Source organism: Vibrio kanaloae (genome assembly GCF_024347535.1).
GTDB classification, from domain to species: domain Bacteria; phylum Pseudomonadota; class Gammaproteobacteria; order Enterobacterales; family Vibrionaceae; genus Vibrio; species Vibrio kanaloae.
On the sequence record NZ_AP025497.1, the window covers coordinates 1163021 to 1188704 of the forward strand.

The following is a 25684-nucleotide window of genomic DNA, read 5'->3' on the forward strand; positions in this document are numbered from 1 at the left end:
TAAGGAGTTCCTCATGGGTATTTTTTCTCGCTTTGCAGACATTGTAAATTCAAACATCAGTGCACTATTAGATAAGGCTGAAGATCCTGAAAAGATGATTCGCCTGATTATACAAGAAATGGAAGACACGTTGGTTGAAGTTCGCACTAACTCAGCAAAAGCCATTGCAGACAAAAAGGAGCTAGCGCGTAAAGTTGAAGCTATCGAAACGCAGATTGTAGATTGGCAAAATAAAGCGACGCTAGCACTGACTAAACAACGTGAAGATTTGGCGAGAGCGGCGCTGATCGAAAAGCAAAAACTGGAAGATATCCTTAAGAGTCTACATACCGAACAAACTTTGGTTCATGAAACGATTGAAAAGCTAACCAGCGAGATTGGTAAGCTAGAAACCAAAATTGCCGAGACTCGCGCAAAGCAGCAAGCTTTAATGATTCGTAATAATGCCGCGAGTAATCGTCGTGATGTTCAAAAACACCTGCATTCAAGCAAAACCAACGAAGCAATGGCGAAGTTTGAGCAATTCTCGCGTAAAGTAGATGAATTAGAAGCTGAAGCAGACGTTTACGCAAAAACAGGCAATGCAAAATCTCTAGACCAAGAATTTGCAGAGCTACAAGCTCAAGATGAAATTGAACAAGAGCTAGCGAAACTGAAGCAACAAGTTGAAAACCGCGATAAATAATTTAGGAGTTGTCTATGTCAACATTTCTAATTGCAGGTCCACTGATTGTCTTCTTGATCTTCGTGGCACCGCTATGGTTATTCTTACATTACCGCAGCAAGAAGAAGTCCAGTAACGGTCTTTCTGAAACGGATCTTCAGCGCTTGCACAAGCTTTCAGCTCAAGCTGAATCTATGCAAGACCGTGTGAAAACACTAGAAAAAATACTGGATTCGGAGTCACCTAACTGGAGGCGAAACTATGAGTAAAGAACTGTATCGCGATCCAATCAACGGTAAATTGTCTGGTGTGTGTGCAGGGTTAGCGAACTACTTTGGCCTGGAAGTGTGGTTGGTTCGTATCTTGGTTATCTCTGCCGCACTGCTTGGAGGCAGCTTCCTCGTTTTACTCGCGTATTTAGCTTTGACGTTCATGCTTGAAAAACAACCGTCCCAGTATGTCGATGAAATGAAAGCCAAGCAAGAACATACATTGAAGCAAAAACCTTGGGAAAAAGGACAAACAGCCGAGTCTTTATTGGGCACTCTAGAAGGTGATTTCCAGAAGTTAGAGACGAGTGTGCGCAACATGGAAGCCTATGTCACCTCAGATACTTTTAAAGTCGACCGCGCATTTAAGAGAATGTAGTAGTAAAACCTAAAAATATTAGATAATGGTTTGGGACTGCTGATCCTAAACCATTATTATTTTTGATAATTTTGTCTAAATAAATCTTACGATAATTGGTAAGTTACATGTGATTAATCTATGTTATAACAATATTTATAATTATGGATGATTACCAATGTATAGAGCCTCCGTAGTCCTATTGACAGCCATCGCATGGTTGTTTGGGTGTGGTAAGGAGCTTCCTCCGGTACCTGAGCCTGATTCTAGGCCCGCCAAACTCTTCACTGTCTCTGTCGGCAATAATGCCTTTGAACGTAGCTTTCCTGCCACCACAGAAGCCGGTAATAAAGCAGTCCTTGCATTCCGTGTTCCCGGGTTACTTCAGACTATTGACGTCACTTCGGGTCAACAGGTTACTAAAGGCGACGCACTTGCAACACTAAATCCAGATGAATATCAGTTGTTAGAGAAACAAGCGAGGGCCAACTTTAAGCTTGCTGATGTACAGTATCAACGTGCGATCAAATTACGTAAAGATCGCGTGGTTTCAGAACAAGATTTCGACCAAGCGAAAGCCAATCACAATTCCGCTAAAGCTGTTCTTAATCAAGCTAAAGCTAACCTGCGTTACACGACCCTAGTCGCGCCTTACGATGGAACAATTTCCATTATTCCAGCTGAAAACCATGAATATATCGCTGCGAAACAAGGTGTGATGAATATTCAAACCAATCAGGTTCTTAAAGTCGTTTTCCTATTACCCGATCAACTTATCTCGCGCTTTTCTTCTGGGTTCGAAACCGACGCAACCATGGTATTTGATGCGTTCCCTGAAAACCCTTACGCTTTAACCTTCCAAGAGGTTGATACCGAAGCGGATCCGAAAACAAGTTCATATAAAGTAACGATGGTGATGGAAAGACCAACCGATATCGGTATTTTGCCGGGCATGTCTGGCACGGTAAATCTCGTGTCTGCTCTCGCTGCGGCAACCAAAATACCACCCTCTGCCATGATAACCGATGGTGATGATGTGTCAGTGTGGCGTGTTAATGATGACGGTATTGTTGAGAATGTGGCAATCGTGATTGATGAAAAACGTCATATTGTCTCTGGGCTGAACGATGGAGACCGTATTGTCACTTCTGGCGTTAATGGTCTTGAACCGGGTGTTAAGGTTCGAGAGTGGGTTAAGGAAAGGGGGCTATAACATGAAAACACTTAAAGTGGCCGCCGGCCTGTCGTGTTTAGCCTTACTGACGGCTTGTGAAGATAAACAAGTGGTAGAAGTGGATAACACGCCCTTGGTTAAAGCCGTCGAGATTTCAGTCATCGATTTTAGCGATAAGCTTTATTTCCCGGCGGTGGCTAATGCTGCAGAGAAAGCCCGCCTTAGCTTTCGTGTCGCAGGAGAGATCAATAAGCTGGATGTAAAAGAAGGTGAGCGGGTTAAAGCCGGAGACATCATTGCTGAGTTAGATCCTACCGATTACCAATTGGATGTAGACAACGCTCAGGCGCGTTACACGGTAATCAACAGCCAATATAGGCGTTCGAGTCCGCTCGTGAAGAAAGGGCTATTAGCGAAATCGCAGTTTGATGAAATCGCCGCGCAACGTCAGATTGCTTATTCGGAATTAGAGCTTGCTAAATTACGGTTATCGTTCACTAAGCTTCGTGCCCCGGTTGATGGGATTATCTCTCGAGTCAGTGTTGATCAATATGAAAATATTCAGGTTGGCCAACAGGTTGTAAATATTCACAGTGTTGAGAATGTGGAAGTGGTTATCCAACTACCAGACCAGATTTATGTGAACCAGCCAAGCGAACAACTTTTATCGAATGTAGAAGCTTTGGTTCGAGTACCTAGTGGTAATGAATACACTGCGAGTATTAAGGAGTTCACGACTGAACCAGACCCAAGCACTGGGACTTTCACCGTTACACTTGCTTTGCCTATGCCAAAAGATGATTTGATTCTTGATGGTATGGCCGTTGATGTGACTTCTAATGGGCGAGATATCGGTTTGGATTTAAAAGCCGGCGTCCTTATTCCAATCGAAGCTGTCTTTAATGCCGATGGTGATGAGTTAACTCGTCAAAACTCTTATGTGTGGGTACTTAATGATGACAGCACCGTCTCGAAGCAGCAAGTTGTGTTAGGAAAAGCAAACCAGAAGACATTGCAGATAATGAAAGGATTAGAAATGGGGCAGCATGTTGTTGTTGCAGGCGTATCGCGATTGCGAAATGGGATGACAGTGGAAGTATTATCTCAGGAGACGAACAATGAGTGAAGTAAATAACAAGCCCCAAAATGACGATCAACAGGGTGATGATCAGATCACAGGTGTTGCTTCTTACTTTATACGTAACAAAGTCATTAGCTGGATGCTATCTTTGATCTTTCTTATTGGTGGTGTCTCAGCATTTTTCGGATTGGGTCGTTTAGAAGATCCTGCCTTTACTATCAAAGATGCGATGGTCGTGACTTCATACCCTGGGGCGACCCCTCAGCAAGTGGAAGAGGAAGTGACTTATCCGCTAGAGAAAGCGATTCAACAGCTTACTTATGTGGATGAAGTGAACTCCATCTCAAGCCGTGGCCTGTCGCAGGTAACGGTAACGATGAAGAATAACTATGGTCCCGATTATCTTCCGCAAATATGGGATGAACTTCGCCGAAAAGTGAATGATCTTAAGGTGGAACTGCCACCCGGCGTTAATGATCCTCAAGTCATCGATGACTTCGGTGACGTTTACGGTATTTTGCTGGCGGTGACGGGGGATGGCTACAGTTACAAAGAGCTGTTGGATTACATTGATTATTTAAGGCGAGAGATGGAGTTGGTTGATGGGGTCAGTAAAGTTTCTGTTTCCGGTCAACAGCAAGAGCAAGTCTTCATTGAGATATCGATGAAACGTATTAGCTCTTTGGGCCTCTCTCCGAGCACGGTATTTAATCTTTTATCGACTCAAAACATTGTATCAAGTGCGGGTGCGGTAAGGATTGGTGATGAGTACATTCGAATTCATCCCACGGGTGAGTTCCAGAATGTTGAACAACTCGGTGATTTAATTTTGACGGAAGGTGGTGCTCAAGGCCTCATCTATTTAAAAGATGTAGCTGACGTCACTCGTGGTTATGTTGAGGTTCCGAGTAATATCATTGGCTATAACGGTAAACTCGCCCTCAACCTTGGTGTCTCATTTGCGCAGGGCGTGAACGTGGTTGAGGTGGGGGAAGCCTTTGATCGACGGCTTGCAGAGCTTAAATATCAACAGCCAGTTGGTATTGACATTTCTGAGGTTTATAACCAACCAAAAGAAGTCGATAAGTCGGTAAGCGGTTTTGTAGTCAGTTTAGGGCAAGCGGTTGCAATCGTGATTGTGGTTCTCTTGTTCTTCATGGGGCTACGGTCGGGTCTTCTGATCGGTTTAATACTGCTGTTGACTGTTTTCGGTACCTTCATTTTCATGCAATACCTCAAGATCGACCTTCAACGTATTTCATTAGGCGCTTTGGTTATCGCCTTGGGGATGCTGGTGGATAATGCCATTGTGGTGGTGGAAGGAGTATTGATCGGCACGCAGAAGGGGCGAACCCGGATGCAGGCCGCCACCGATATCGTTACCCAAACCAAATGGCCATTGTTGGGTGCAACGGTTATTGCAGTCACAGCTTTTGCTCCTATCGGCTTGTCTGAAGATTCAACTGGCGAATACTGTGGCACCTTGTTTACGGTGCTACTTGTCTCGTTAATGCTGAGTTGGTTTACTGCTATCTCAATTACGCCTTTCTTTGCTGACATGTTCTTCAAAGGTCAAAAGGTTGATCCTGATAACGAAGGCAAAGACCCATACAACGGGATGGTTTTTGTTATCTATAAAAACTTCCTTGAGTTCTGTATGAAGCGTGCGTGGCTCACCATGCTCGTTTTGATTATCGGTTTGGGAGCGAGTGTTTATGGTTTTGGTTTTGTGAAACAGGCCTTCTTCCCATCTTCAACCACACCAATGTTCCAAGTGGATGTGTGGATGCCGGAAGGGAGCGATATTCGTGCAACCAACACCAAGCTTAAAGTTCTTGAAAGTTGGTTATCAAAACAGGAGGAAGTTGATCATATCACGACGACGGCAGGTAAAGGTCTACAACGCTTCATGCTAACTTACTCACCAGAGAAAAGTTATAGCGCCTATGGCGAGATAACGGTTCGTGTGAAAAGTTACGAAGTACTTGAAGGGTTGATGCTGCGTTTCCGTGAACATGTAAATGGTCAGTTTCCTGAAATTGACTATAAACTCAAACAAATCGAATTGGGCCCTGGTGGCGGAGCGAAAATTGAAGCACGAATTGTAGGTTCTGATCCAACGGTATTACGTACAATTGCAGCTCAAGTGATGGATATAATGCATGCCGATGAAGGTGCATTTAATATTCGTCATGATTGGCGTGAAAGAACCAAGGTGCTAAAACCTCAGTTCAATGAAAGCCAAGCACGCCGTTATGGTATTACAAAATCAGACGTTGATGATTTCCTCGCGATGTCTTTCTCTGGTAAGTCGATTGGTGTGTATCGTGATGGTACAACGTTGATGCCGATTGTGGCTCGTTTACCAGAAGGTGAGCGTGTCGACATTCGTAACATCGAAGGCATGAAGATCTGGAGCCCAGCATTAAATGAATACATCCCATTGCAACAAGTCACGTTAGGCTACGAGCTGGAATGGGAAGATCCACTGATCATTCGTAAGAACCGTAAGCGCATGCTAACGGTAATGGCCGATAATGACTTGTTGGGTGAAGAAACTGCTTCGACTCTGCAAAAACGATTACAACCACAAATTGAAGCGATTGAGATGCCTCCGGGTTACTCATTGGAATGGGGTGGTGAATATGAATCGTCAGCAGATGCACAGGCGTCACTGTTCACAACCATGCCTCTTGGCTATTTGTTCATGTTCTTGATTACCGTGTTCTTATTTAACTCAGTGAAAGAGCCTTTAATTGTTTGGTTAACGGTTCCGTTGGCGTTAATAGGGGTAACGACAGGCCTGTTAGCCTTGAATACACCATTTGGTTTTATGGCTCTGTTAGGTTTCTTGAGTTTATCGGGAATGCTGCTCAAAAACGGTATTGTGCTGCTGGATCAAATTGAGATTGAAATGAAGTCAGGTAAAGATCCGTACATAGCGGTTGTTGACGCTGCATTAAGCCGTGTTCGTCCGGTATGCATGGCGGCGATCACAACTATTCTAGGTATGATCCCGCTATTGCCAGATATCTTCTTCAAACCAATGGCAGTAACTATTATGTTTGGTTTGGGTTTTGCGACTGTACTGACGCTAATCGTAGTACCTGTGTTGTATCGTCTATTCCATAAGATTAAAGTGGCTTAACGGCAATTAACCTTTGAAATAGTGCCCCTGAATGGGGCGTTATTTTTATATACCGATTGATAAAAGAGAATACAAAAATGGCAGCGAACACATCGGATAGAACCTGCGCATGGGCTCTTAAACATGAACTGGAAAGGGAATATCACGACGCTGAGTGGGGCGTACCTGTTTACGACGACCAAGTGTTGTTTGAATTCATTACGTTAGAGGGGGCACAAGCTGGCCTGAGTTGGATCACGATACTCAAAAAGCGCGAAGGCTACCGTGCCGCATTTGATAACTATGATCTCAACAAGCTAGCCGAACTCAATGAAGACAATGTGGCGAATATCATTGAAAACTTCGATGTGGTTAAGCATAAGGGTAAGATTGCTTCGGTATACAACAATGCGCGAGCAACGCTTGAATTACAGAAAGAGTTCGGCTCTCTTTCAAATGCCTTATGGCAATTTGTCGATAACGAAGTGATTGTGAATCAATGGACCGAGATGTCTCAAGTTCCCGCTTCTACCGAGCAATCTAAAGCGATGAGTAAGTTTTTGAAAAAGAGAGGCTTTAAGTTTGTCGGGGAAACAATCTGTTACGCGTTCATGCAAGCGACCGGTATGGTCAATGATCACTTAGTCGGTTGTCCTCATAAATAAAGTGCTATTTCTTTTGACGAAATAATTGTGAGGCAATCGAACATAGAAAAGGCAGGATAGTCCTGCCTTTTTGATATGAATAATACGATTGGTATGACTCTTGAAATTAAACCAGAGCGCTGTAACGTTCTAAGCCACCCTCTAGATCTGCAATCAAGTCATCGACGTCTTCTAAGCCGATATGAACGCGTATCAGAGTTCCTTCTAAGTTTGGATTTGCTACGGTTCTCAGGCTGTTAAAGCTGCTTGGTTCATTCGCTAGAATCAAACTCTCAAATCCACCCCATGAGTAACCCATGCTAAAGTGGGTCATGCCGTCAAGCAGCGCCGTCGTTGCTTGTGGGTTTGAGTTCTTTAAAACAAAAGAGAACAAGCCATTACCACCAGTAAAATCTCGTTTGAAGAACTCATGGCCAGGGCAAGTCTCTAGAGCCGGGTGACGAACGTGGTCAACTTCAGGACGAGTCTCTAACCATTTTGCGACTTTCAAGCTACTTTCTGCGTGTTGGCGTAGTCGAACATCAAGAGTTCGAATACCACGAAGACCAAGATAAGCGTCATCTGGAGAGACACATTGTCCCATCAAGTAACTCTGTTCTCGTAGTTGTTCCCAGCATTTTTCGTTGGCAACAGCGGTCCCCAACATTACATCAGAATGGCCAACGATGTATTTGGTCGCTGCTTGAATCGAGATATCAACACCGAAATCAAACGGAGAGAAGTTAACGCCTGCTGCCCAAGTGTTGTCTAGCATAACGATGATTTCATGCTCGTGAGCAATACGTGCTAGTGTTGGGATGTCTTGTACTTCCATGGTGACCGAACCCGGAGACTCGGTAAAAAGCACTTTGGTGTTTGGCTTTATAAGATCTTTAATGTCTTCGCCAATGGTTGGTTTATAGTAAGTTGTTTCCACACCCATCTTTTTCATGATGGTTTCGCAAAAATCACGAGTTGGTTCGTAACAGGTGTCAACCATGAGAATATGGTCTCCTGTTTCTACAAAAGATAAGATTGCGTTTGAGATTGCTGCTGTACCACAAGGATAAAGAGCACAGCCTGCACCGCCTTCAACTTCAACCATTGCATCTTGAAACGCGAAATGAGTCGTAGTGCCGCGGCGTCCGTAGAAAAGAGTCTTGTTAGCGCGATTAACGGTCGCTTTACGTTTCTCTTCTACTGTGTTGAAAACGACAGTAGAAGCTCGTTGAACTGGTGGGTTTACGACGCCATTGGTCCACTTCTTATCACGACCTGCTGTGATGAGCTTGGTGGTTTTGCTTTCGGACATGCTGTGAATTCCTTATCGATGATTATGTTCTATTTAAAACACGCTAGCAGCCCCCAAATCAAGAGGGAGGCTGGAGTTTTTACACTTTTTAATTTTTGTCGTGATTTAGGGCTAACGGTTAAGAGCGTAGTTAGGAAATGATTAGTTGTTAGTTATTACTGACTCTTTGAGCTCATTAAAGCAGTGGATTGAACAAATAGAACAACCTTTCAAAGAAGCGGTTACGTAGGCTTCTTTTTTCCCATCTTTCTAACTCAACTTGATGAGCCGACTCTATGTAAGACTTTTGTAATTCTGATAGTTGTCGTGTGAAGTGTACATCATCGACGGCAAGTGTGACTTCAAAATTGAGCCAGAGACTACGCATGTCAATATTGACCGTTCCGATCAAACAGAATTCTTCATCAACCACGACGGACTTCGTATGGAGAAGGCCACCATAAAATTCATAAATTTTCACTCCCGCTTCAAGCAGTTCGGTATAAAAGGCGCGAGAAGCCCATTTAACCATTAATGAATCGTTGTTGTGCGGAATGATCAGTTCTACCTTTACACCACGTTGAGCTGTCATTTTAAGTGTCTCTAATAAGTCTGCGCTAGGGACAAAGTAGGGTGTAGTGATGCATAGAGATTTATTTGCCTGATTAATGGCAATAGTTAGAACTTGCAGGATTAAATACTCAGGCATCCCCGGGCCTGATGGAACAACTTGAACTGGATGATGAGTCATTATTTCTTCAACAGGACATTTCGGTAAGTCTGGAAGAATTCGTTCGCCCGTTTCAACTTCCCAATCCCAACCATGGATTGCCGACAGCACGTTAACGGTTGGGCCAGTTATACGGACCATTACGTCGATCCAGTGACCCACCCCTGAGCTCTGCTTGAAATGGATAGGGTCAACCATGTTCATTGAACCGGTATAAGCAATGGATTCGTCAATTACGATGATTTTGCGGTGTTGTCTTAAATCTAAGCGTCGCAAAAAAATACGCCATGGGCTCACTTCCAACGCTTGCACAACTTGGACGCCCGCGTTTTTCATCATTAGAAGCCAGTGGCTCCTGAAGAAGCGAGGGCTACCTGCTGAATCGAGCAAAACCTTAACATCGACGCCGCGTTTGGCTGCTCGGATAAGAGCTGAAGCTACAGAATCGGTCAGGCCACCAGGGTGCCAAATATAGAAAACCATCTTAATGCTGGTCTGTGCATTTTCTATATCTTCGATAATTGATTGTAAGCTCTCATTAGGAGAAGCTTGCAGTGAAAGCGTGTTACCACTGAGTGCAGGAATGCCCATCCTATTGTTACAAAGTTCATCAATCTTGTGGATTGGGGAGCCGACTTTACCGGGCTGGTGAAGTTGGCAATTATTTAACTGGCGGAACCAATCACCAAAGGGAGTAAACATTCGGTGCGCACGTTCAGCTCGCTTTTTACCAAGATTCAGCTCACCAAAAAGGAAGTAAAAAGCGACTCCAACAATAGGAAGTATGTAAATAATCATGAGCCAGGAAAGAGAAACACTGAGAGAACGTCGTTTTAGTACGATACGTAAAGTTACACCGGCGACAAGAACCCAGTACAAAGCAACAGAAGCCAAAGTTAAAAAATGGTAGAACTTTTCCACATTGAATACTCGAAAAAAGAGACAGTTAGATAGTAATGCTATTTTAAGAATATGGGAATTTAAGGAATCAACTATTTACAAAATAGAGCAAAAGCTGTAAATAGGTTAAAGTTGTTAAGTTTTAGTTAACTTAAGAAGAAAGCGATTGTTTTGAGCGAAAGCGTACTATTTAACCATAAAAATTTACACTGGTAACGAAATATGTACGGTTCGCGCTTCCAATTTTATTTTTAAACTGGTTTACTTGCTATATAACGAGCGTCAATCAAATCTTTTAGTTGTGTAAATTTATTTATACACCTTATCTTTTAAAGACGCCACCCAAAGCAAAACACAACATCACATAACACAAAAGTTTGGAGTACACGTGGCTACGAGTAATACAACCACAACACCTCGCGATACCTGGGGTTCGAAGTTAGGATTCGTAATGGCTGCAGCAGGTTCTGCTGTTGGCTTAGGTAACATTTGGAAATTCCCTTACACAGCAGGCGAAAGCGGCGGCGGTGCATTCGTTGCAATCTACCTGTTTTTTGTCATCTTTATCGGTTTCAGTGTCATGTTGACTGAATTTGCGATTGGCCGTCATACGCAAAGATCAGCAGTAGGTGCATTTAAAACAACAGACCGTCGTTGGACGTTCGCCGGCGTAATCGGTGTGTTTAGCGGCCTATTGATCATGGGCTTTTACCCAGTTGTAGGTGGTTGGTCAATCGCATACATTGGTAAAATTGCTGGTGGTCTTCTTGAAGCACCAGAAGCCATTGGTGATAGCTTCGGCGGCTTTATCTCAAACCCAGTTCAACCATTAATGTGGATGGGCCTGTATCTATTGCTTAACGTTGTTATCGTTATTAAAGGTATCTCTGGTGGTATTGAGAAGGCGGGTAAGATATTGATGCCAATTCTTTTCATCATCCTTATCGTGGTATCAATTAAAGGTATCATGCTTCCGGGCGCGATGGCTGGTCTTGAATTCCTATTCAGCCCTGACTTCTCTAAAGTAGACAGCGGTGTAATTCTAGCAGCGCTAGGTCAAGCATTCTTCTCACTAAGTCTTGGTATGGGTTGTATGTTGACTTACGGCTCTTACCTTAAGAAGAAAGAAAACCTAGTTCAAACTACGGCTATGGTTACGGCAATGGATACAGGTGTTGCTATCCTAGCTGGTGTTGCAATGTTCCCTGCAATGTTCGCATTCGGTATGGAACCTGCAGCTGGTCCGGGTCTAGTATTCGTGGTTGTTCCTCAGCTATTTGCTGAAATGGGCGGCGTAGTTGGTCTTCTATTTGCTCTTATGTTCTTCGTTGGTCTGAGTGTTGCGGCACTGACTTCTTCAGTATCTCTACTTGAAGTTGTGGTTTCTTACCTAATTGATGAAAAAGGCATGAAGCGTGTAACAGCAGTACTGACTGCAAGTTCAGTGATGGCTATTCTATGTATCTTTGCTTCTTTATCACTTGGTGGCTTCGGTCCAACACTGTTTGATACTGGTGCATTCGATATCTTTGACCTATTGACTGACAAGATCTTCCTGGCAGTTGGCGGTATGTTGGTATGTATCTTTGCTGGTTGGAGACTAAACCGTGCTGACCTAGAGAAAGAAATCACTAACGACGGTGAAGTTTCTTTCCCATTGTTCGGTCTGTGGTACACGCTAGTTAAGTACATCATCCCAGTAGCTATCGCTATCGTAGCGTTTATGGGTATCTCTTCTGGCTTCGACAGCGGTAAAGGGGCAATTATGCTACTAGGTATTGGTATCATTGCTGGCTCTGCGGTAATTTCTAAAAAATTCTAATCGTAAGCTAAAGTCAATGGATAAACGGGAGCTTGAGGCTCCCGTTTTTTTATGCTTACGACTCTATTCGTTAATAACAATAACTAAAGTTACCCTCTTGGTACTTAGTATAAATACCATTAACGATTAGTTGATCAGCATTTTGATTTAGGTAAGTTTAGTGTGAAATTGTTCGTGAGAAAGAAAGTTTATTGAGTTCGTTGGACTTTTTCGTAGCTGGATTCTGGGTTCAGACACGGTATACTCCACGCTCTACAATGGAGCTAGCCTTTACATGTTCGATATTCTTCTGAACCACTCTGATTTTTTACTTATCAATAAGCATCCTGGAGTCAGCGTCCACAAAGACGATGGCGATACCATGTTGCTTCAAGAAGTTGCTAAGGCAATTAATGAGCCTAAGCTGTATCTCGTTCATCGACTAGATAAAATGACCTCGGGCATTCTACTGCTAGCAAAAAATGCGTTGGCGGCGAGCGAGCTTTCACAGCTATTTGCAAAGCGTGAAGTAGAGAAATATTACCTTGCGATTGGTTCTAAGAAGCCAAAGAAAAAGCAGGGTTTGATTTCTGGAGATATGGAGCGATCAAGACGCTCAAGTTGGAAACTTCTGACATCCAAAGAGAATCCGGCGATTACTCAGTTTTTATCAGCAACGGCTGAACCCGGTGAACGTCTGCTTTTATGTAAACCCTATACGGGGCGAACTCATCAGATCCGTGTCGCGATGAAATCGATCGGCTCAGCCATTGTTGGCGACCCTATTTATAATCCGTCGAGTGAGGCTGACAGAGGTTATCTGCATGCCTTCGCGATTCGATTTACCTATCAATCACAGGCCTACGAATATGTTTGCGATCCAAGAAGCCTAAACTCCTTGGGTGAGAAGTGGCATCAGGAAACCGTGTCGAACGGTTTAGACAACTGGCTTGAACCTTGGTCATTAACTTGGCCAAAGCTAAACACTAAGTGAGTGAAATAATGGAAGCATCAGCTTTACCTCTGTTTTTTAGTCATATTGAACAGCAACTTAATGAAGTACCAAACGAACTACGCCGTATTTTCCACGGCCGCGGTAAGTTTTGGCCTGGTCTAGAGCAACTGACATGTGACTGGGTTGATGGACAACTACTGGTTAACGTGTTTAAAGAAGTAGACGATGAATTCTTGTCATCTCTCAAAGCTGGATTGGTTGAACTCACCAACAAAGATATCTGGCAATCAAAGCAGGGCACAAGCATTGTTCTGCAACACCGTTATGCCGATGGCGCGCCTTCAGAGGTTCTATGGGGCGAGTTGAATGATTCTCCGGTTGTGGTTGAGCACGGTCTTAAGTACCAATTAGATATTGGCCGTAATCAGAACTTTGGTCTGTTCCTAGACATGCGCAATGGTCGTCAGTGGGTACAAGATAATGCTAAGGATAAGAATGTTCTTAACCTGTTCGCATACACTTGTGGCTTCTCTGTCGCGGCGATCGCTGGTGGCGCTCGCCAGTGCATGAACGTGGATATGTCTCGAGGCTCACTAAATAAAGGCCGCGATAACCACCGTCTGAATGATCACGATATGCGTTCGGTTAACTTCCTTGGTTACGATATCTTTAAGTCGTGGGGGAAAATCAAGAAGGGTGGCCCTTACGAGCTCGTTATCATCGATCCGCCTTCGTTCCAAAAAGGCAGCTTTGCTTTAACTAAAGATTACAAAAAGATCTTACGTCGTTTGCCTGAGCTTCTAACAGAAGGCGGTGAGGTGATTGCGTGTGTGAACTCACCAGCAGTCTCACCAAACTTCCTGATTGAGACGATGGCAGAAGAAGCACCAAGCGTTGAGTTCATTGAGCGTCTGGACAACCCGCCTGAGTTTGTCGATGTCGACCTTGATTCAAGCTTGAAGGTTCTGAGATTTAAAATTAACGCTTCTGCAGATGCCTAATTAGGTTTAAGTATTAGCTAGAATATAACAACGCCGCTCATCTGAGCGGCGTTTTTGTTTATGAGGAATACGGAACTAATACTAGGTGGTTTGATTCTTGAGCGTCTGGAACCCAAAATAAATACGCATGAACGTGGTTAGCCAACAAGCTGCACCAAAGGTGTAAGCGATAACCGCAAAGTGTTGAGGCCAAATACAGAACGCGATGAAACAAGCGATGGTTTCAGTGCCTTCGGTTAGCCCTGACATGTAGTACAGAGACTTATGCTTATAGACTGGGTTTTCGATGCCTCGCTTGCCTGCCATAACAGCAAACGCTAAAAAGCTGCTGCCTGTGCCGATAAAAGAGAAGATCAAAAATGCACCGGCAATGGCGTTATGTTCTGGGTTGGCAATGACAAATCCAAAAGGGATCAACGAGTAGAATAGGAAATCTAGGCTGATGTCGAGGAAACCACCCGCATCACTAATGCCTTGGATTCGAGCCAAGGCTCCATCAAGCCCATCACACACTCTGTTGAATACAATGAAGCCTAACGCCCACTCGTATTGCTGAAATGCTAGCGCTGGAAATGCTAAACACCCAACCAGAAATCCGAATAACGTGGTTTGATTGGCCGTGATACCCAATTGGTTCAGTAACTTAGCCGATTGATTTAATGGCCACTTAATGACTTTGATGGAGTACTTATCCAGCATGGTTACTTCTCCATGGCCAAGACAGTACTTCTGCCCCTTGAGGTACATCGGCTTCGTCGTGCGTGACCATTAATGTGGGAATATTCGCTTTGGTCAGCTGTTCGAAGACCCAATCGCGAAATTGTGCTCTTAACTCTTGGTCCAGTTTGCTGAACGGTTCGTCAAGCAGGGCGAGTTTAGGCTTGGCTAACAACATACGAGTTAAGCTTATTCTTGCGCGTTGACCGCCAGATATTTGATCCGGGAAAGATTCAGCTAAGTGAGTTAGCTCTATGTCTTTTAGTGCAGCCATTGCTTGCTGTTGGCGAGCGGAACCTTTAACAGAGTTCGGTAACGAAAAGGCCAAGTTTTCCCATACTTTGAGGTGCGGAAACAACAAGTCATCTTGAAACAAAATACCGACTTCACGCTGATGTGATGGAAGCTCGTCGAGCTGAATATCGTTCAACACAACGGTGCCAGAATACGAAAACTCTTCACTTAAGTGACCAGCAATCGCATCCAGTAAGGTCGACTTTCCGCAGCCACTCGGCCCCATCAAAGCCAGTATTTGGCCAGATTCTAATGTTACGTTTAGCGCTGAGAACAGCGAATCCCCATCGGTTTTACGGATGGCGAGGTCGTTGAGGTACAGACTCATTACTTAGGAGACCTTTAAAAGTAAGACGGCGATATCTAAGTTGAAGTCGGCTGACTAATATCGCTAAAGAGAAAAAGAACAGAGGCAATAGGGCCTGCCAAATGGCATAGATTGCTGTTACCCTGCGGTCGAAACCACTGGTTAGGGCAACGGCTTCTGTGGTGATCGTGCTAATGCGGCCTGCGCCGAGCATCAATGTTGGCAAGTACTGAGCCAAACTCACGCTGATCCCGACCGCCCAAGCAAAGGCGATAGCAGGAAGTAAGATTGGCAGTTTGATTGAATACCAACTCTGAAATGGCGATTTACCTAGGCTCAGCGAGGCTTTAATCAACCCATCATTGAAGCTTTTCCACGGGCCGTCCAAAGACAGATACACAAACGGGAAAGCAAAGAAAACATGCGCCCAAATCACCCAGAACTCATAGGCACTACTGCCGATGTAGAGGGTCGTGACTTGCATACCAAACAATACCGATAGTTGAGGTATTAACATTGGGATAGCGATAATGAAGCCCGGAACTTGCCACTTGTATTTGATTCTGTATTCGTGAGCAATCAGCGCAAGTAACAGAGCGACTGAAGCCGCAATCAGACCAATCCATAAGCTTTGACCCACAGTACTCATGATGCCATCCCATTCGAACTCCCAGAAACGCATGCTATAGCGGCTCGGCAGTAAATCAGGGAAGCGCCAACGCTGAGCAACGCTCCAAATTACCATCAATGGAATGATCAGCAGTGAAAGACTAGCAAGGACTGTGAATACCGTTTTCCCCGGAAGGTTTGCCCCTGTTCTTCCGGAATACTGCCAAGTTCGAAAGTACTTAAGAACCGCCCATTCAACTAAACGCGCCAAGGCGATGATCAACGAAGCTAAACCAAACAAAACGATGGCACCAGCAGCAGCTCGAGGAAGTAGATTTAGGTCAGGATCGTTGAACCATTGCCATACCAAAACGGCAAAGGTCGGCGGGTTGGTTGGGCCAATGATCAGAGCAATATCGACAACCGAGACACTGTAAGCGAGTACCGCCAGCATTGGGAATCGAAGCTTAGTAAACCATTGTGGGAAAATACATTTCCACCAGATCTGAGCACGGCTGTAACCGAGTGATGCACTGACCTTGGTGATACGTTCTACATCGATTTGTTGAAGTATCGATATACTCATCAGCAACAAGAAGGGTACTTCTTTGAGTGCGAGCATAATGATTAAGCCGAACGCGTATGGGTCTTTTACCAATAACGCCAATTCAGAGCTGGTGGCCGATTCGCCGAGCAAGTGATGTACCGCTCTTGCGCCAAGCCCCGTTGGACTAAACAAAAAAGCAAAGCCGATAGCGAAAGCCACATGTGGAATGGCAAGCATTGGTGATAGCGTTAACTCAATCTTTCTCCAAAACTTGTTTCCCCAAGAGGCTTGAAGAATACAAAAGGTCAGGAAGCAGGCGATATAGCTGCTTGCAATCGCTGAACCTAGGCTTAAGCCAATAGAGTGCCAAGCCCCTTCCCATTGAAAGACTTGGCTAAAGCCGTTGAGTGTTGGCTTCTCTAAACCAAGGGGCGGGATGAAACTCAGTGACGAAGCCACGACTCCCGCTACCCCAGGAATGGTTGGGAGAATGCATACAGCTATAACAACAAAATATAGAGCGCGTAGCATGAAGACTAGTTACCGTATCGCTTAAGCCACTCTTTCTCGAGCGCGTTTTGCCAGCTAGGGTGTGGTTCATCAACCGATTTAAATTGTTGGGTGTTTTTAGCGCTGCCAGTGAGGTACTTGCTGCTCAGAACCGAAGGATCGCCCCAGACATTGAGGTCACCTTTGCGAGACTGTGCTTCTGGGCTCAGTAAGAAGTTAATGGTCACTTGAGCACCTGCGGTTGCATTGGCATTCCAAGGAATCGCAAGGAAGTGAATGTTAGATAGTGCGCCGCTTTCTAGAGCATAAGCCTTAGTGGTTTCGGCTAGGCGACCACTTGCTTGTGCTGAATAAACAGAGTTTGGATTGAACGTAATCGCGAGATCGATCTGACCATCATCCAGGAGTTGGATGCTTTCCGATGTGCCTGCTGGGAATTGCTTGCCACCGCGCCAAGCCACTTTATGGAATTTATCTAAGTATGCCCACAGTGGTGCCGTCACTTCTTGGAAGTTGCCTTCTGAAACCGGCTGAGCCAGCGCAGGGTTATTGTTTGTTAGTTCAATCAGTAGAGACTTAATGAAGCTCGTGCCATGAAATTCTGGTGGACGAGGGTAGCTTAAACGGTTCGGGAAAGCCTGAGCGTAGCTCAACATCTCTGAGAATGATTGTGGTGGATTATGCAGCGTCTCTTGGTCGTGAATGAACACCAGTTGTCCCACGCCCCACGGTGCTTCTAAGCCTTCCGTAGGCTCTGAGAAATCGACATCAATCGGCAGAGATTTATCGACATACTGCCAATTTGGAAGTGATTCTGTAAATGGCCCAAACAATAGCGCGTTGTCTTTCATCGAACGGAAGTTCTCGCCATTGATCCAGACGATATCGACGCTGCCTTCACTGTTCTTTCCTGCCGCTTTTTCAGCAAGCAGTCGAGTGGTCGTTTCCGCAATATCAGTTACTTTCACATGCTTTAACGTGACACCGTAGTCACTTTGTAATTTCTTGCCTGCCCACTGTAGGTAACGATTGATCTCTTGGCTTCCGCCCCAAGCGTGAAAGTAGACAGTTTCTCCCTCTGCCTGCTGTTCTATTTGGTTCCAGCTGTCGGTGGATGTTGCTTCATCAGCAGAAATGGTTGCGCTGTATGCAACGGTTGCCATGATTCCTAACGTACTTACTATCTTGTTCATAAACTTTTCCATTTGGTAGTGAACGGGCAAGAGCATTGTATTTTCAAACTCCCTAATAGTTATTCTATCTGTTTCTGAAATAAATTCTAATTCAACAGTAAATTCAATCAATTACTTGAGAACAAGCAGGGAGTTGGCGGTTGAGTTTTGTTCGATATGTAATCATCTCGAAAACTCGACAGACTCTAGGCTTTTGCCATCCTAGCAACAGACCGCTGAACCGTTGAATTTATTGCATCTAAATGAGAGATTTTTGAGGTTTATTGGAGGTTGGTACGAAAAGTCGGCGATGAGCGTCAATTTTGAAGAAGTAGTGAGGGCAAGCTGGCAATAAAAAAGGAGCCATCAGGCTCCTTTAATCAGTATTTGGTTTCGATGACGGATTAGTTTACCCAGTCACGAATTGTGTACGTTAGCGTGTGTACATCGTTTTTCAGTACTAGCGTATCGTTTGTTAGGGTTACGTCGCTCCACTCGCTTAGAGTCGCAGAAACCGATTGTTCGATTTCCATCGCAGAGCCGTGACACATTTTCATTGTCATGCCCATTTGCTTGATACGGAATTGACCGTCTTTCAGCTCGCCTTGACCGAAGAAGTTGTTACAACCAGCCATGCCATTTGCCGTCATCTTTTCGCCGATCTCTAGACGAGGAGCTGCTTGGTCTTCGTTTTTCACAATGTCCTTGCCATCAATTTGCGCAAGTTCCCAATTATGGTGCTGTAGATCGGTTGGTGTTACTTGCATCGCGTTGTCACCTGTTGTTGTGCATGCTGCTAGCATCATAGGTAAAGCGGCTACTGCTAGTAATTTTTTTGAACTAAACTTCATATTATAAGGCTCCAAAGGAAAGAACGAAGTTACCGAATAAGTGTAACTTGATGGGTTCAAAGTATAGTTTACAAAACACTATATGTGTCAGTATAAGGTCATAGTTTAGTATGAATTTCACGAGCTGGGCGACAAATTAATCGCTTATTTTTTAATTAGTAAGCTCGATTTTGATGTGTAAGGAGGCATGGTGGAGCAGTTAGAGTTTTTCCAGGTTCCAAGCCCTTGCGTTGGGGTTTGCTCAAGCGATGATAAAGGCTATTGCAATGGTTGTATGCGCAAAAGAGAAGAGCGCTTTAATTGGATGTCGATGACTCCGTCAGAACAATTGCACGTGATTAAGCTGTGTCGTCAGCGCTATAGACGAAAAATAATGAAGCAAAAAAACTTGGTTGGTAAGCAGGTCGATGAAGAGGGAAACACAAGTCCCCAAGGAGATCTTTTTGGCTAAAGAGGAAGTATTAAGATTTCATTTAACTCCGAAGTAACTATTACTTTACATAATGGTTGGGGTGTAATATTAAGGTAGGTACCTTTGTACCTGAAGGAGTGGTGTCGGTATGAATAAAAAGAACGTAAAACTCAAAAAAGAGCCAGTCAAAGCACTGGACCGAAAACCGATCGGGGCAAAAGATGACCCTGAAGTTGCTCCGCGTGATTGGCATTCGATGTCAGAAGAAGAACGAATGGAAATCCTTTCTCACCTCTCAGACATGCCTTTCCAGTAACACCACAGGTTTTTCAGAGTCTTTCTTAAAGCTCAGTTTTCGGAAACAAAAATGATATTAAACAAACATGTGATTCGCTTTCGTTACACCACGATGGTACGTGCAAAATGTATCATCGGCCTCGGTGGTTTTACTGTGAATCTTAATGTTCGTGATCACTTCTACAGCCCCTGCATCGTAGCAAGCTTGTTCTGCTTGTTTAATTATATCGAGTAATTGGTTGAGTTCACCTTTCATCGTGGTTTCCATCGCACCGATTTGGAAAGGTACATCGGCAGCTTTCACCACTTCAATGGCTTTATCAACCACTTCGAAGTTGTTACCTTCTTTAACGCGAGGTATCACTTGGAAGGCAACCATTACTTCTTTTTCTCTTTTTAACTCAGACACTTTCTGCTTACTCTAGGATAGGGAATTGTTGCAGATGATAGGTTAATGCGGAGACGAATTCTACAGCGGTTATGCTGGTTGGATTACTCTCGTTGTCCTACTTGTTACCCCAGTGGTCACTTACCCAACCACCTATGTGCTCATCAAAATGACTGCCACTGAACCTCTGGTTGCGTTCAACCGAAGTATCACAATCATCTTTATTATCTATTAGGGTTTGTATGTAGTTTGCCATCGGGTCATTGGAACGTTGACGATCTCGGCGGGTTGCCACTTCCTTAATCAGTTGTAATCGATATGTAGAGCTAGCACGTTTCATTTCAATGACCTCCTGTTGTAGACACTAATAGAAAAATCTAGTTGCCAGATATAGGGGCGTCAACGTGATTTAAGAGTATTTTTTTTGAGCAACCAAGAATCAATACGTTGGCATCATAATTCACAAAAGTGTCATTTAAGTTGGCATCTTTAGGGAGGTGTTTGGGTGTGAATTTATGTTTTGTTGCATATAAAAAAGCCCAGTAAAAACTGGGCTAATCGACTTTCTTTGCTTATTTCGAAGAACTTGGCTTGCCTTTAAATTGCTTAATGCTCTTCTTTTTGGCTGTTCTTCGATTGGCCATTTTATCTTTAGGTGGACGCTTGCGAGCGGTCGCTTCAGATGCAGGTTTGTCGGTAACCGGGAAACCTTCTAATGGTTGCAGCACCAACGGCTTATTGGTTAGGGTGCGAATTGCATTGAGGTAGTCTGTTTCGCTGTGGCTAACCAGAGAGATCGCGCAGCCAGTACTTCCTGCTCTTGCTGTGCGACCAACGCGGTGTACGTAAGTTGCTGAGTGAGAGGGTAATTCGAAGTTAATTACGACAGGTAACTGATCAATATGGATGCCTCGAGCCATCACGTCGGTTGCGATAAGCACACGAGTCTCGCCATTTTTGAAACTTTCTAAAGCTTGCTCTCGTTCTTCTTGGCTCTTATTTCCATGTAACGCACTCACACTGATTTTGGCTTTATTCAATCGTTTGGTTAATGCATCGGCATTGTCTTTTGCGCCAATAAATACCAATACTTGCGGCCATGTGTGTTGATTGAGTAGGGCGATGAGCGCTTGAGCTTTACTGCCTTTGTTCACTAAATACAGGGTTTCTTCAATAGCCGCGACCACGCTGTTTTCTTGGTGTGTCGTGACTTTAACTGGATTTGAAAGAAGCTCTTCAGCCTGATCTACTAATTCGGGCGGAAGTGTCGCAGAGAACAACAGTGACTGACGTTTGCTCGGTAGTGCTGCAGTAATCGCTTGAATATCTGGCCAAAAGCCCATGTCGATCAGGCGATCGGCTTCATCAAGAACCAATGATGAACACTGGGCTGCATCCAGTTCACCACTTTTAATTAAAGCAAGTAGACGGCCTGGTGTGGCGATGGCTAATTGTGGTTTAGTCGACAATTGTTGCTGTTGATCATCAGTATTCACGCCGCCCGTTAGCGTTACCAATTTGATATTGAGCGTTGTCGCGATCGGCTCTAAAGATTTGGTCACTTGAGATGCAAGTTCACGGGTTGGAACAATGATCAGTGTTTGCAGTTCATGTACATCTTGGTTGATGTTATTCAGTAAAGGTAAGCCGAATGCCAATGTTTTACCGCTGCCCGTTTGAGCCAATGCAAGTACGTCTTTCCCCGCAATAATTGTAGGAATTACCGCTTGTTGTATCTCTGTTGGCTTATTGAATTGAGATGGGAGCGCGGAGACGGTTTTTGCGTTAAGGGTTAGGCTAGCAAATGACATAAATGAACCAAGTATCAAAAGGGAGGTGGAGTCTAACAGGGCTGCAAATGTTAGAGAATCAGTTTTGTAACCATAATGACAAGCATATCGAAAACAAAATAAAAAATGTTCTAGGAATATAGTCAACTAACAGTTCAGTATAGATTTTTGTACAGTATTGAGCTCATACTTAGTGCTCGGATTAAATACCTAAAGTATTATATTCTCAGGCCGATATAATAATTAGCTATTAATTGAGTGAATGTGTAACTTAAAACCCAATTGAAGATAAAGTCTATTGCTTGACCGAATAAACAGAGACAGGGAGTCACCAATGCGTGAAGAGTCATTCACCCAGAAACGCAAATATTACCGCTTAAAGTACCCTCAAAAGGCACGTCCGGTGATGCGAATTAAGGATGAGCTTTTTCATGTCAGTGAAGTGTCTGAAAAGGGTGTACGCCTGATGATGCGTAACATCATCCCTGTTTATCGAGGTTTCTCTATGGCGGGCAGCTTAAGACTGCATGATAACAATACTATTGATATTAGTGGTGCAGTGCTGAGACAAGAAGGCGATGAAGTGATTGTCCAGTTATCACAAGGACCAAGCTTCAAAGATATGGTGTCTGAACAAAGGCATATTAGGCAAAGATACCCAGTATTTTTTGCAAGCCTGAGAGTGGCTTAAAAGTCACGGACGTTAGATTCCTTAAGGCGCAAATCGCTCATTCTAAACAGAGGTTAAAAAGCCCAGCACTTTCACAAGTGCTGGGCTTTTTCCTATCTATAGCCCAGATTCTTATAAACCAAAGGCGATACAGGTAAAGCTAATGAGCTTAGTTCGCCTTATAACTCGTCTACTGTTGCCCAAACCGCGGCTAGCATGTCGTGACCAAACGCGACACTTCGCTCTGGAGACCAGCCGTAAAGTTCGTCAGCGTGACTGATGTGATCTTTAAATGGCATCTCGACGGTGTAAGCTAAACACTTGAACTGCTCACCGATCCAGTTTGTGCCAACCGTCATATTCGCTTTGCCCGGTTCGTCTTTATCGTAACCAAATTCATCTTGGAACTCTGGTGTGATCGTCAGTAGTGCTTGCTTGAAGTGATTCTCTAGTTTAGCAATACGCTCGTTGTATGAAGGCGTGCCTTCGCTACCCGCGACAAAGTTATATGGAATCGCTTCGTCGCCGTGAATGTCTAGACATAGGTCAACGCCCGTTTCTAGCATACGCTCGCGAACAAGGAATACCTCTGGGCTGCGCTCCATAGAAGGTGATTGCCATTCGCGGTTCAGGTTTACGCCAATCGCGTTAGTACGCAGGTGACCGCGGATGCTGCCATCTGGGTTCATGTTTGGTACAACGCGGAACACAACGCTGTCTAGAAGAGAGCGACCGACTGTATCTGTTTCATCAAGCAGGCGTTGTAGCAGACCTTCGATCAGCCATTCAGCCATCGTCTCGCCCGGGTGTTGGCGACCAATAACCCAGATATTTTTCTTCTCTTCACTTGGCTCACCAATGGTTAGCAAAGTGATGTCATTGTTGTCTAGCGTGTGGCCCAAAGTTTCAAGCTTACAAGCTGGGTGCGTTTGAGCACTGTGCAGAAGATCTTGGTGACGATCGTATGAGTAAGGTGCGAAGTACGCGAAGTACATTGAATCGTGTTCAGGGATGATATCGAAGCTTAATGTATCGCCATCGAACTGAGATGGGATACGGAACCACTCTTCACGGTCATACGATGCAACCACATCGTAATCTTTCCAGCCTTCAGGGTAGGCAGATGTTGCCAATTGACCGATTTCAAAGTGGTGAGCTTGTTGAGCTTCACTTTCTAAGCGGAAGTGAAACCACTGAGAGATTTCAGTTTGGTAGTCTGCTGGGATAGTCAGTTGAATGTTTTGTGGTGAATCTGCTGAAACGACGTGAATGTTGCCGCTTTCGAAATTGCTGAAAATTTTCATTGTAGTTTTTATCTCGTAGTTGAGTTGCCGTAAGACTAGCACACTTTTTTTCGAGCAAACCACTAACTAAATCGTAATGAGATGTTATTTCAACTATCTACTTTTTAGTTCTCTATTTTGAGCAGTACTCCTATCTATCGACGCTGACAAGTTGTACACCCACGACAGGCAGAACGTGTGTGGCGATCTAACTTGCTGCGTTGAACCTTACAATAAGCGTTTTTTAGCGCTCTTCGTCCAGAGAACCAATCATCGGGTTTTGACAGGATCAGATAACCATTAAAGTGTTTCACAAGCTCGACTCTATTTTGGTCGATGAACTTGCTATCAAACCCAATTTCGAAGTAATCAAGCGCTTGTTCAATCGAGGTGAAACTCGCCATTTTTTGTTGGAATTCTGTTTGGTTCATTGAGTGAGGAGTTTATGAAAAATAGATAGCCGATATTGTAATAGATTTACAGTTTACTTCTTTGACTTAGAAAGCCGTTTTGTCTCGTTGATGTTAGATTAATCAATAATAGATATTAAATTGTCACTTATTATTTGGTGGGTGATTGTATCTGGTGGGGAATAATTTCGTGAAGTGACCTTGGGTTCTCATAAAGGTTCAATTTTTGTTCCTCAGAATGCGATTTATGATCCAAATCAAACTGATCTACCCCTAAAGTACTATTCTGATCTTAATTGTAACCAATTGTTGAAGATGATTAAGAATTATGACAATAAAAAAACGTTATATCGCACTAATAGCGGCGGTCGGTATAGGTATTGGCTGGTTAACCTTAGGGGGATCTGCTGCTGTTATGCACTATACATCGAGCACTGAGTTTTGTGTTTCTTGCCACACGATGGAAGCCCCCCACAAAGAGTATCAAGGTTCAGTCCACTTCAGTAACGCAACAGGCATTCGAGCCGAATGTGCCGATTGCCACATTCCAACGGATCCGATTGACTACGTGATCACCAAAGTAAGAGCGTCTAAAGACATCTACCACGAATTCATCACAGGTAAGATCGACACGCCTGAGAAATACGAAGCACACCGTGAAGAGATGGCTGAAACAGTATGGGCTCAATTCCGTGAGAATGACTCAGCGACGTGTCGCTCTTGTCACGAATTCGATGCAATGGAAGAGTTCGAGCAATCTCGTGATGCGGCGAAAATGCACGCTTACGGTAAAGAGAACAACCAAACGTGTATCGATTGTCATAAAGGCGTAGCGCACTTTGCCCCTGAAGCTCAGTTAGACAGCAAAGCCTTCGATACCCTGATCGCCTTCACCCAAAACACGCCAGCAGATGCGAAAGTGGTTTACCCAGTAACCGATATCGCAATGGGCGAGTTTGGTAGCGTAAACCCAACGGCTGAACTTGAAGTCGTTAAAGCTGAAGGCGACAACCGTACGGTGACTCTGAATGCGTTCCAAATGAAAGGTGCAGAACAAGTGCTTTACTTCGGTGAAGGTCAACGTGCAATCGTTGCGACACTGACAGACAAAGGTCAAGAAGCACTGACTACTGGTGAATACAAAGCCGATGCTTATGGTAACGAGTGGCGTTCAGTGGCGTTAACGGGTGACATTACTGACCCAGTTGTCGATACCCTAGACCCAATCTGGTCTTATGCAGAAGAGTTGGACAATGTTTACTGTGCAACTTGTCACGCGAAGATTCCTTCAAATCACTTCACTGTGAATGCTTGGGGACCTGTTGCGAAAAGTATGGGCGACCGTACCGACATTTCTGAGCGAAACCTTGAGCTGTTGACTAAGTACTTCCAAAATCACGCGAAAGACGTTGTTGGTCACTAAAGAGAATTA

Annotated in this window: 26 protein-coding genes; 14 read left to right on the forward strand and 12 right to left on the reverse strand. The window is 44.2% G+C overall.

Going from position 1 to position 25684, the window contains the following annotated elements; all coding sequences use genetic code 11:
• Positions 1-13 precede the first annotated feature (13 nt).
• The 7 genes from pspA to OCV24_RS05580 all read left to right on the forward strand — a co-directional run bounded on the left by pspA (position 14) and on the right by OCV24_RS05580 (position 7338).
• On the forward strand, positions 14-685 hold the full coding sequence (gene pspA, locus OCV24_RS05550) for a phage shock protein PspA (protein ID WP_060468009.1): 672 nt from the start codon (positions 14-16) through the stop codon (positions 683-685).
• A gap of 14 nt (positions 686-699) precedes the next feature.
• Entirely contained in the window at positions 700-933 is a 234-nt protein-coding gene (gene pspB / locus OCV24_RS05555) for an envelope stress response membrane protein PspB (protein ID WP_017057097.1), read from the forward strand.
• The gene (gene pspC / locus OCV24_RS05560; protein ID WP_136996640.1) at positions 926-1312 is read left to right on the forward strand and encodes an envelope stress response membrane protein PspC; all 387 of its coding nucleotides are present in this window, start codon (positions 926-928) and stop codon (positions 1310-1312) included. Before pspB ends, pspC begins: the two co-directional genes overlap by 8 nt.
• A gap of 157 nt (positions 1313-1469) precedes the next feature.
• Positions 1470-2504 carry an efflux RND transporter periplasmic adaptor subunit gene (locus OCV24_RS05565; protein ID WP_136996643.1) on the forward strand — a complete coding sequence of 345 codons (1035 nt, stop codon included), beginning with the start codon at positions 1470-1472 and terminating at the stop codon, positions 2502-2504.
• Position 2505: 1 nt separating this feature from the next.
• Positions 2506-3591: an efflux RND transporter periplasmic adaptor subunit gene (locus OCV24_RS05570; protein ID WP_136980508.1), complete on the forward strand. Its 1086-nt coding sequence runs from the start codon at positions 2506-2508 to the stop codon at positions 3589-3591.
• On the forward strand, positions 3584-6694 hold the full coding sequence (locus OCV24_RS05575) for an efflux RND transporter permease subunit (RefSeq protein WP_150878233.1): 3111 nt from the start codon (positions 3584-3586) through the stop codon (positions 6692-6694). The genes OCV24_RS05570 and OCV24_RS05575 overlap by 8 nt, the downstream gene beginning before the upstream one ends.
• Positions 6695-6771: 77 nt before the next feature.
• On the forward strand, positions 6772-7338 hold the full coding sequence (locus OCV24_RS05580; protein ID WP_017057102.1) for a DNA-3-methyladenine glycosylase I: 567 nt from the start codon (positions 6772-6774) through the stop codon (positions 7336-7338).
• Positions 7339-7444: 106 nt separating this feature from the next.
• Here the strand turns inward: OCV24_RS05580 and OCV24_RS05585 are convergent, their stop codons facing one another.
• Both OCV24_RS05585 and cls read right to left on the reverse strand, forming a co-directional pair.
• Entirely contained in the window at positions 7445-8629 is a 1185-nt protein-coding gene (locus OCV24_RS05585) for a cystathionine beta-lyase (protein WP_017057103.1), read from the reverse strand.
• 175 nt (positions 8630-8804) lie between these two features.
• The gene (gene cls, locus OCV24_RS05590) at positions 8805-10259 is read right to left on the reverse strand and encodes a cardiolipin synthase (RefSeq protein WP_077680593.1); all 1455 of its coding nucleotides are present in this window, start codon (positions 10257-10259) and stop codon (positions 8805-8807) included.
• A gap of 367 nt (positions 10260-10626) precedes the next feature.
• Between cls and OCV24_RS05595 the strand changes: the two genes are divergently transcribed.
• The 3 genes from OCV24_RS05595 (at position 10627) to OCV24_RS05605 (ending at position 13995) form a co-directional block, all read left to right on the forward strand.
• The gene (locus OCV24_RS05595) at positions 10627-12060 is read left to right on the forward strand and encodes a sodium-dependent transporter (protein WP_077680592.1); all 1434 of its coding nucleotides are present in this window, start codon (positions 10627-10629) and stop codon (positions 12058-12060) included.
• Positions 12061-12334: 274 nt separating this feature from the next.
• Positions 12335-13033 carry a TIGR01621 family pseudouridine synthase gene (locus OCV24_RS05600; protein WP_017057106.1) on the forward strand — a complete coding sequence of 233 codons (699 nt, stop codon included), beginning with the start codon at positions 12335-12337 and terminating at the stop codon, positions 13031-13033.
• An 8-nt stretch (positions 13034-13041) separates the two neighbouring features.
• Positions 13042-13995, forward strand: coding sequence for a class I SAM-dependent methyltransferase (locus tag OCV24_RS05605; RefSeq protein ID WP_050621882.1), 954 nt, complete (start codon positions 13042-13044; stop codon positions 13993-13995).
• An 81-nt stretch (positions 13996-14076) separates the two neighbouring features.
• Here OCV24_RS05605 and OCV24_RS05610 read toward each other — a convergent pair whose 3' ends face one another.
• The 5 genes from OCV24_RS05610 to OCV24_RS05630 form a co-directional block, all read right to left on the reverse strand.
• Entirely contained in the window at positions 14077-14694 is a 618-nt protein-coding gene (locus OCV24_RS05610) for a CDP-alcohol phosphatidyltransferase family protein (RefSeq protein WP_048617663.1), read from the reverse strand.
• Positions 14684-15334: an ATP-binding cassette domain-containing protein gene (locus tag OCV24_RS05615; protein ID WP_050621884.1), complete on the reverse strand. Its 651-nt coding sequence runs from the start codon at positions 15332-15334 to the stop codon at positions 14684-14686. Before OCV24_RS05615 ends, OCV24_RS05610 begins: the two co-directional genes overlap by 11 nt.
• Complete coding sequence (locus OCV24_RS05620) at positions 15300-17000, reverse strand: ABC transporter permease (protein WP_137025440.1); 1701 nt, start codon at positions 16998-17000, stop codon at positions 15300-15302. The genes OCV24_RS05615 and OCV24_RS05620 overlap by 35 nt, the downstream gene beginning before the upstream one ends.
• Positions 17001-17005: 5 nt before the next feature.
• A complete protein-coding gene (locus OCV24_RS05625; protein ID WP_146443734.1) occupies positions 17006-18172 on the reverse strand; it encodes an ABC transporter substrate-binding protein in 1167 nt (388 codons plus the stop codon).
• A 383-nt stretch (positions 18173-18555) separates the two neighbouring features.
• Complete coding sequence (locus OCV24_RS05630) at positions 18556-19002, reverse strand: META domain-containing protein (RefSeq protein WP_017057112.1); 447 nt, start codon at positions 19000-19002, stop codon at positions 18556-18558.
• 187 nt (positions 19003-19189) lie between these two features.
• On the opposite strand from OCV24_RS05630, the gene OCV24_RS05635 reads away from it, so the two are divergent.
• Complete coding sequence (locus OCV24_RS05635; protein ID WP_017057113.1) at positions 19190-19453, forward strand: DUF1289 domain-containing protein; 264 nt, start codon at positions 19190-19192, stop codon at positions 19451-19453.
• A gap of 109 nt (positions 19454-19562) precedes the next feature.
• Positions 19563-19730, forward strand: a complete 168-nt coding sequence (locus tag OCV24_RS05640) for a hypothetical protein (RefSeq protein WP_017057114.1) — start codon at positions 19563-19565, stop codon at positions 19728-19730.
• 57 nt (positions 19731-19787) lie between these two features.
• On the opposite strand, the gene OCV24_RS05645 is transcribed toward OCV24_RS05640, so the two are convergent.
• From OCV24_RS05645 to OCV24_RS05655, 3 genes are all read right to left on the reverse strand, one after another.
• On the reverse strand, positions 19788-20090 hold the full coding sequence (locus OCV24_RS05645; protein ID WP_017057115.1) for a thiamine-binding protein: 303 nt from the start codon (positions 20088-20090) through the stop codon (positions 19788-19790).
• 127 nt (positions 20091-20217) lie between these two features.
• Complete coding sequence (locus tag OCV24_RS05650) at positions 20218-20439, reverse strand: hypothetical protein (RefSeq protein WP_017057116.1); 222 nt, start codon at positions 20437-20439, stop codon at positions 20218-20220.
• Between the two features lie 232 nt (positions 20440-20671).
• Positions 20672-21910 (reverse strand): DEAD/DEAH box helicase, encoded by a 1239-nt coding sequence (locus tag OCV24_RS05655; RefSeq protein WP_077680585.1) that lies wholly within the window; start codon positions 21908-21910, stop codon positions 20672-20674.
• Positions 21911-22223: 313 nt separating this feature from the next.
• On the opposite strand from OCV24_RS05655, the gene OCV24_RS05660 reads away from it, so the two are divergent.
• Positions 22224-22580 (forward strand): hypothetical protein, encoded by a 357-nt coding sequence (locus OCV24_RS05660; protein WP_017057118.1) that lies wholly within the window; start codon positions 22224-22226, stop codon positions 22578-22580.
• A 158-nt stretch (positions 22581-22738) separates the two neighbouring features.
• Here OCV24_RS05660 and OCV24_RS05665 read toward each other — a convergent pair whose 3' ends face one another.
• Positions 22739-23863, reverse strand: a complete 1125-nt coding sequence (locus OCV24_RS05665) for a M14 family metallopeptidase (protein WP_048614453.1) — start codon at positions 23861-23863, stop codon at positions 22739-22741.
• A 134-nt stretch (positions 23864-23997) separates the two neighbouring features.
• Complete coding sequence (locus OCV24_RS05670) at positions 23998-24273, reverse strand: nitrogenase-stabilizing/protective protein NifW (RefSeq protein ID WP_137025435.1); 276 nt, start codon at positions 24271-24273, stop codon at positions 23998-24000.
• Positions 24274-24580: 307 nt separating this feature from the next.
• Here OCV24_RS05670 and OCV24_RS05675 point away from each other — a divergent pair, with 307 nt between their 5' ends.
• Positions 24581-25675 carry a NapC/NirT family cytochrome c gene (locus tag OCV24_RS05675; protein WP_150878235.1) on the forward strand — a complete coding sequence of 365 codons (1095 nt, stop codon included), beginning with the start codon at positions 24581-24583 and terminating at the stop codon, positions 25673-25675.
• Positions 25676-25684: the final 9 nt, after the last annotated feature.

Bases quoted from the DNA above. Each gene is read 5' to 3' on its own strand.
- pspB (WP_017057097.1), top strand. From the start codon at position 700: ATGTCAACATTTCTAATTGCAGGTCCACTGATTGTCTTCTTGATCTTC.
- OCV24_RS05635 (WP_017057113.1), top strand. From the start codon at position 19,190: ATGGTGGAGCAGTTAGAGTTTTTCCAGGTTCCAAGCCCTTGCGTTGGG.
- OCV24_RS05615 (WP_050621884.1), bottom strand. From the start codon at position 15,334: ATGAGTCTGTACCTCAACGACCTCGCCATCCGTAAAACCGATGGGGAT.
- OCV24_RS05675 (WP_150878235.1), top strand. From the start codon at position 24,581: ATGACAATAAAAAAACGTTATATCGCACTAATAGCGGCGGTCGGTATA.
- pspC (WP_136996640.1), top strand. From the start codon at position 926: ATGAGTAAAGAACTGTATCGCGATCCAATCAACGGTAAATTGTCTGGT.
- OCV24_RS05585 (WP_017057103.1), bottom strand. From the start codon at position 8,629: ATGTCCGAAAGCAAAACCACCAAGCTCATCACAGCAGGTCGTGATAAG.
- OCV24_RS05660 (WP_017057118.1), top strand. From the start codon at position 22,224: ATGCGTGAAGAGTCATTCACCCAGAAACGCAAATATTACCGCTTAAAG.
- OCV24_RS05650 (WP_017057116.1), bottom strand. From the start codon at position 20,439: ATGAAACGTGCTAGCTCTACATATCGATTACAACTGATTAAGGAAGTG.
- OCV24_RS05620 (WP_137025440.1), bottom strand. From the start codon at position 17,000: ATGCTACGCGCTCTATATTTTGTTGTTATAGCTGTATGCATTCTCCCA.
- OCV24_RS05645 (WP_017057115.1), bottom strand. From the start codon at position 20,090: ATGGTTGCCTTCCAAGTGATACCTCGCGTTAAAGAAGGTAACAACTTC.
- OCV24_RS05600 (WP_017057106.1), top strand. From the start codon at position 12,335: ATGTTCGATATTCTTCTGAACCACTCTGATTTTTTACTTATCAATAAG.
- OCV24_RS05640 (WP_017057114.1), top strand. From the start codon at position 19,563: ATGAATAAAAAGAACGTAAAACTCAAAAAAGAGCCAGTCAAAGCACTG.
- pspA (WP_060468009.1), top strand. From the start codon at position 14: ATGGGTATTTTTTCTCGCTTTGCAGACATTGTAAATTCAAACATCAGT.
- OCV24_RS05570 (WP_136980508.1), top strand. From the start codon at position 2,506: ATGAAAACACTTAAAGTGGCCGCCGGCCTGTCGTGTTTAGCCTTACTG.
- OCV24_RS05665 (WP_048614453.1), bottom strand. From the start codon at position 23,863: ATGAAAATTTTCAGCAATTTCGAAAGCGGCAACATTCACGTCGTTTCA.
- OCV24_RS05670 (WP_137025435.1), bottom strand. From the start codon at position 24,273: ATGAACCAAACAGAATTCCAACAAAAAATGGCGAGTTTCACCTCGATT.
- OCV24_RS05605 (WP_050621882.1), top strand. From the start codon at position 13,042: ATGGAAGCATCAGCTTTACCTCTGTTTTTTAGTCATATTGAACAGCAA.
- OCV24_RS05610 (WP_048617663.1), bottom strand. From the start codon at position 14,694: ATGCTGGATAAGTACTCCATCAAAGTCATTAAGTGGCCATTAAATCAA.
- OCV24_RS05655 (WP_077680585.1), bottom strand. From the start codon at position 21,910: ATGTCATTTGCTAGCCTAACCCTTAACGCAAAAACCGTCTCCGCGCTC.
- OCV24_RS05575 (WP_150878233.1), top strand. From the start codon at position 3,584: ATGAGTGAAGTAAATAACAAGCCCCAAAATGACGATCAACAGGGTGAT.
- OCV24_RS05580 (WP_017057102.1), top strand. From the start codon at position 6,772: ATGGCAGCGAACACATCGGATAGAACCTGCGCATGGGCTCTTAAACAT.
- OCV24_RS05565 (WP_136996643.1), top strand. From the start codon at position 1,470: ATGTATAGAGCCTCCGTAGTCCTATTGACAGCCATCGCATGGTTGTTT.
- OCV24_RS05630 (WP_017057112.1), bottom strand. From the start codon at position 19,002: ATGAAGTTTAGTTCAAAAAAATTACTAGCAGTAGCCGCTTTACCTATG.
- OCV24_RS05625 (WP_146443734.1), bottom strand. From the start codon at position 18,172: ATGAACAAGATAGTAAGTACGTTAGGAATCATGGCAACCGTTGCATAC.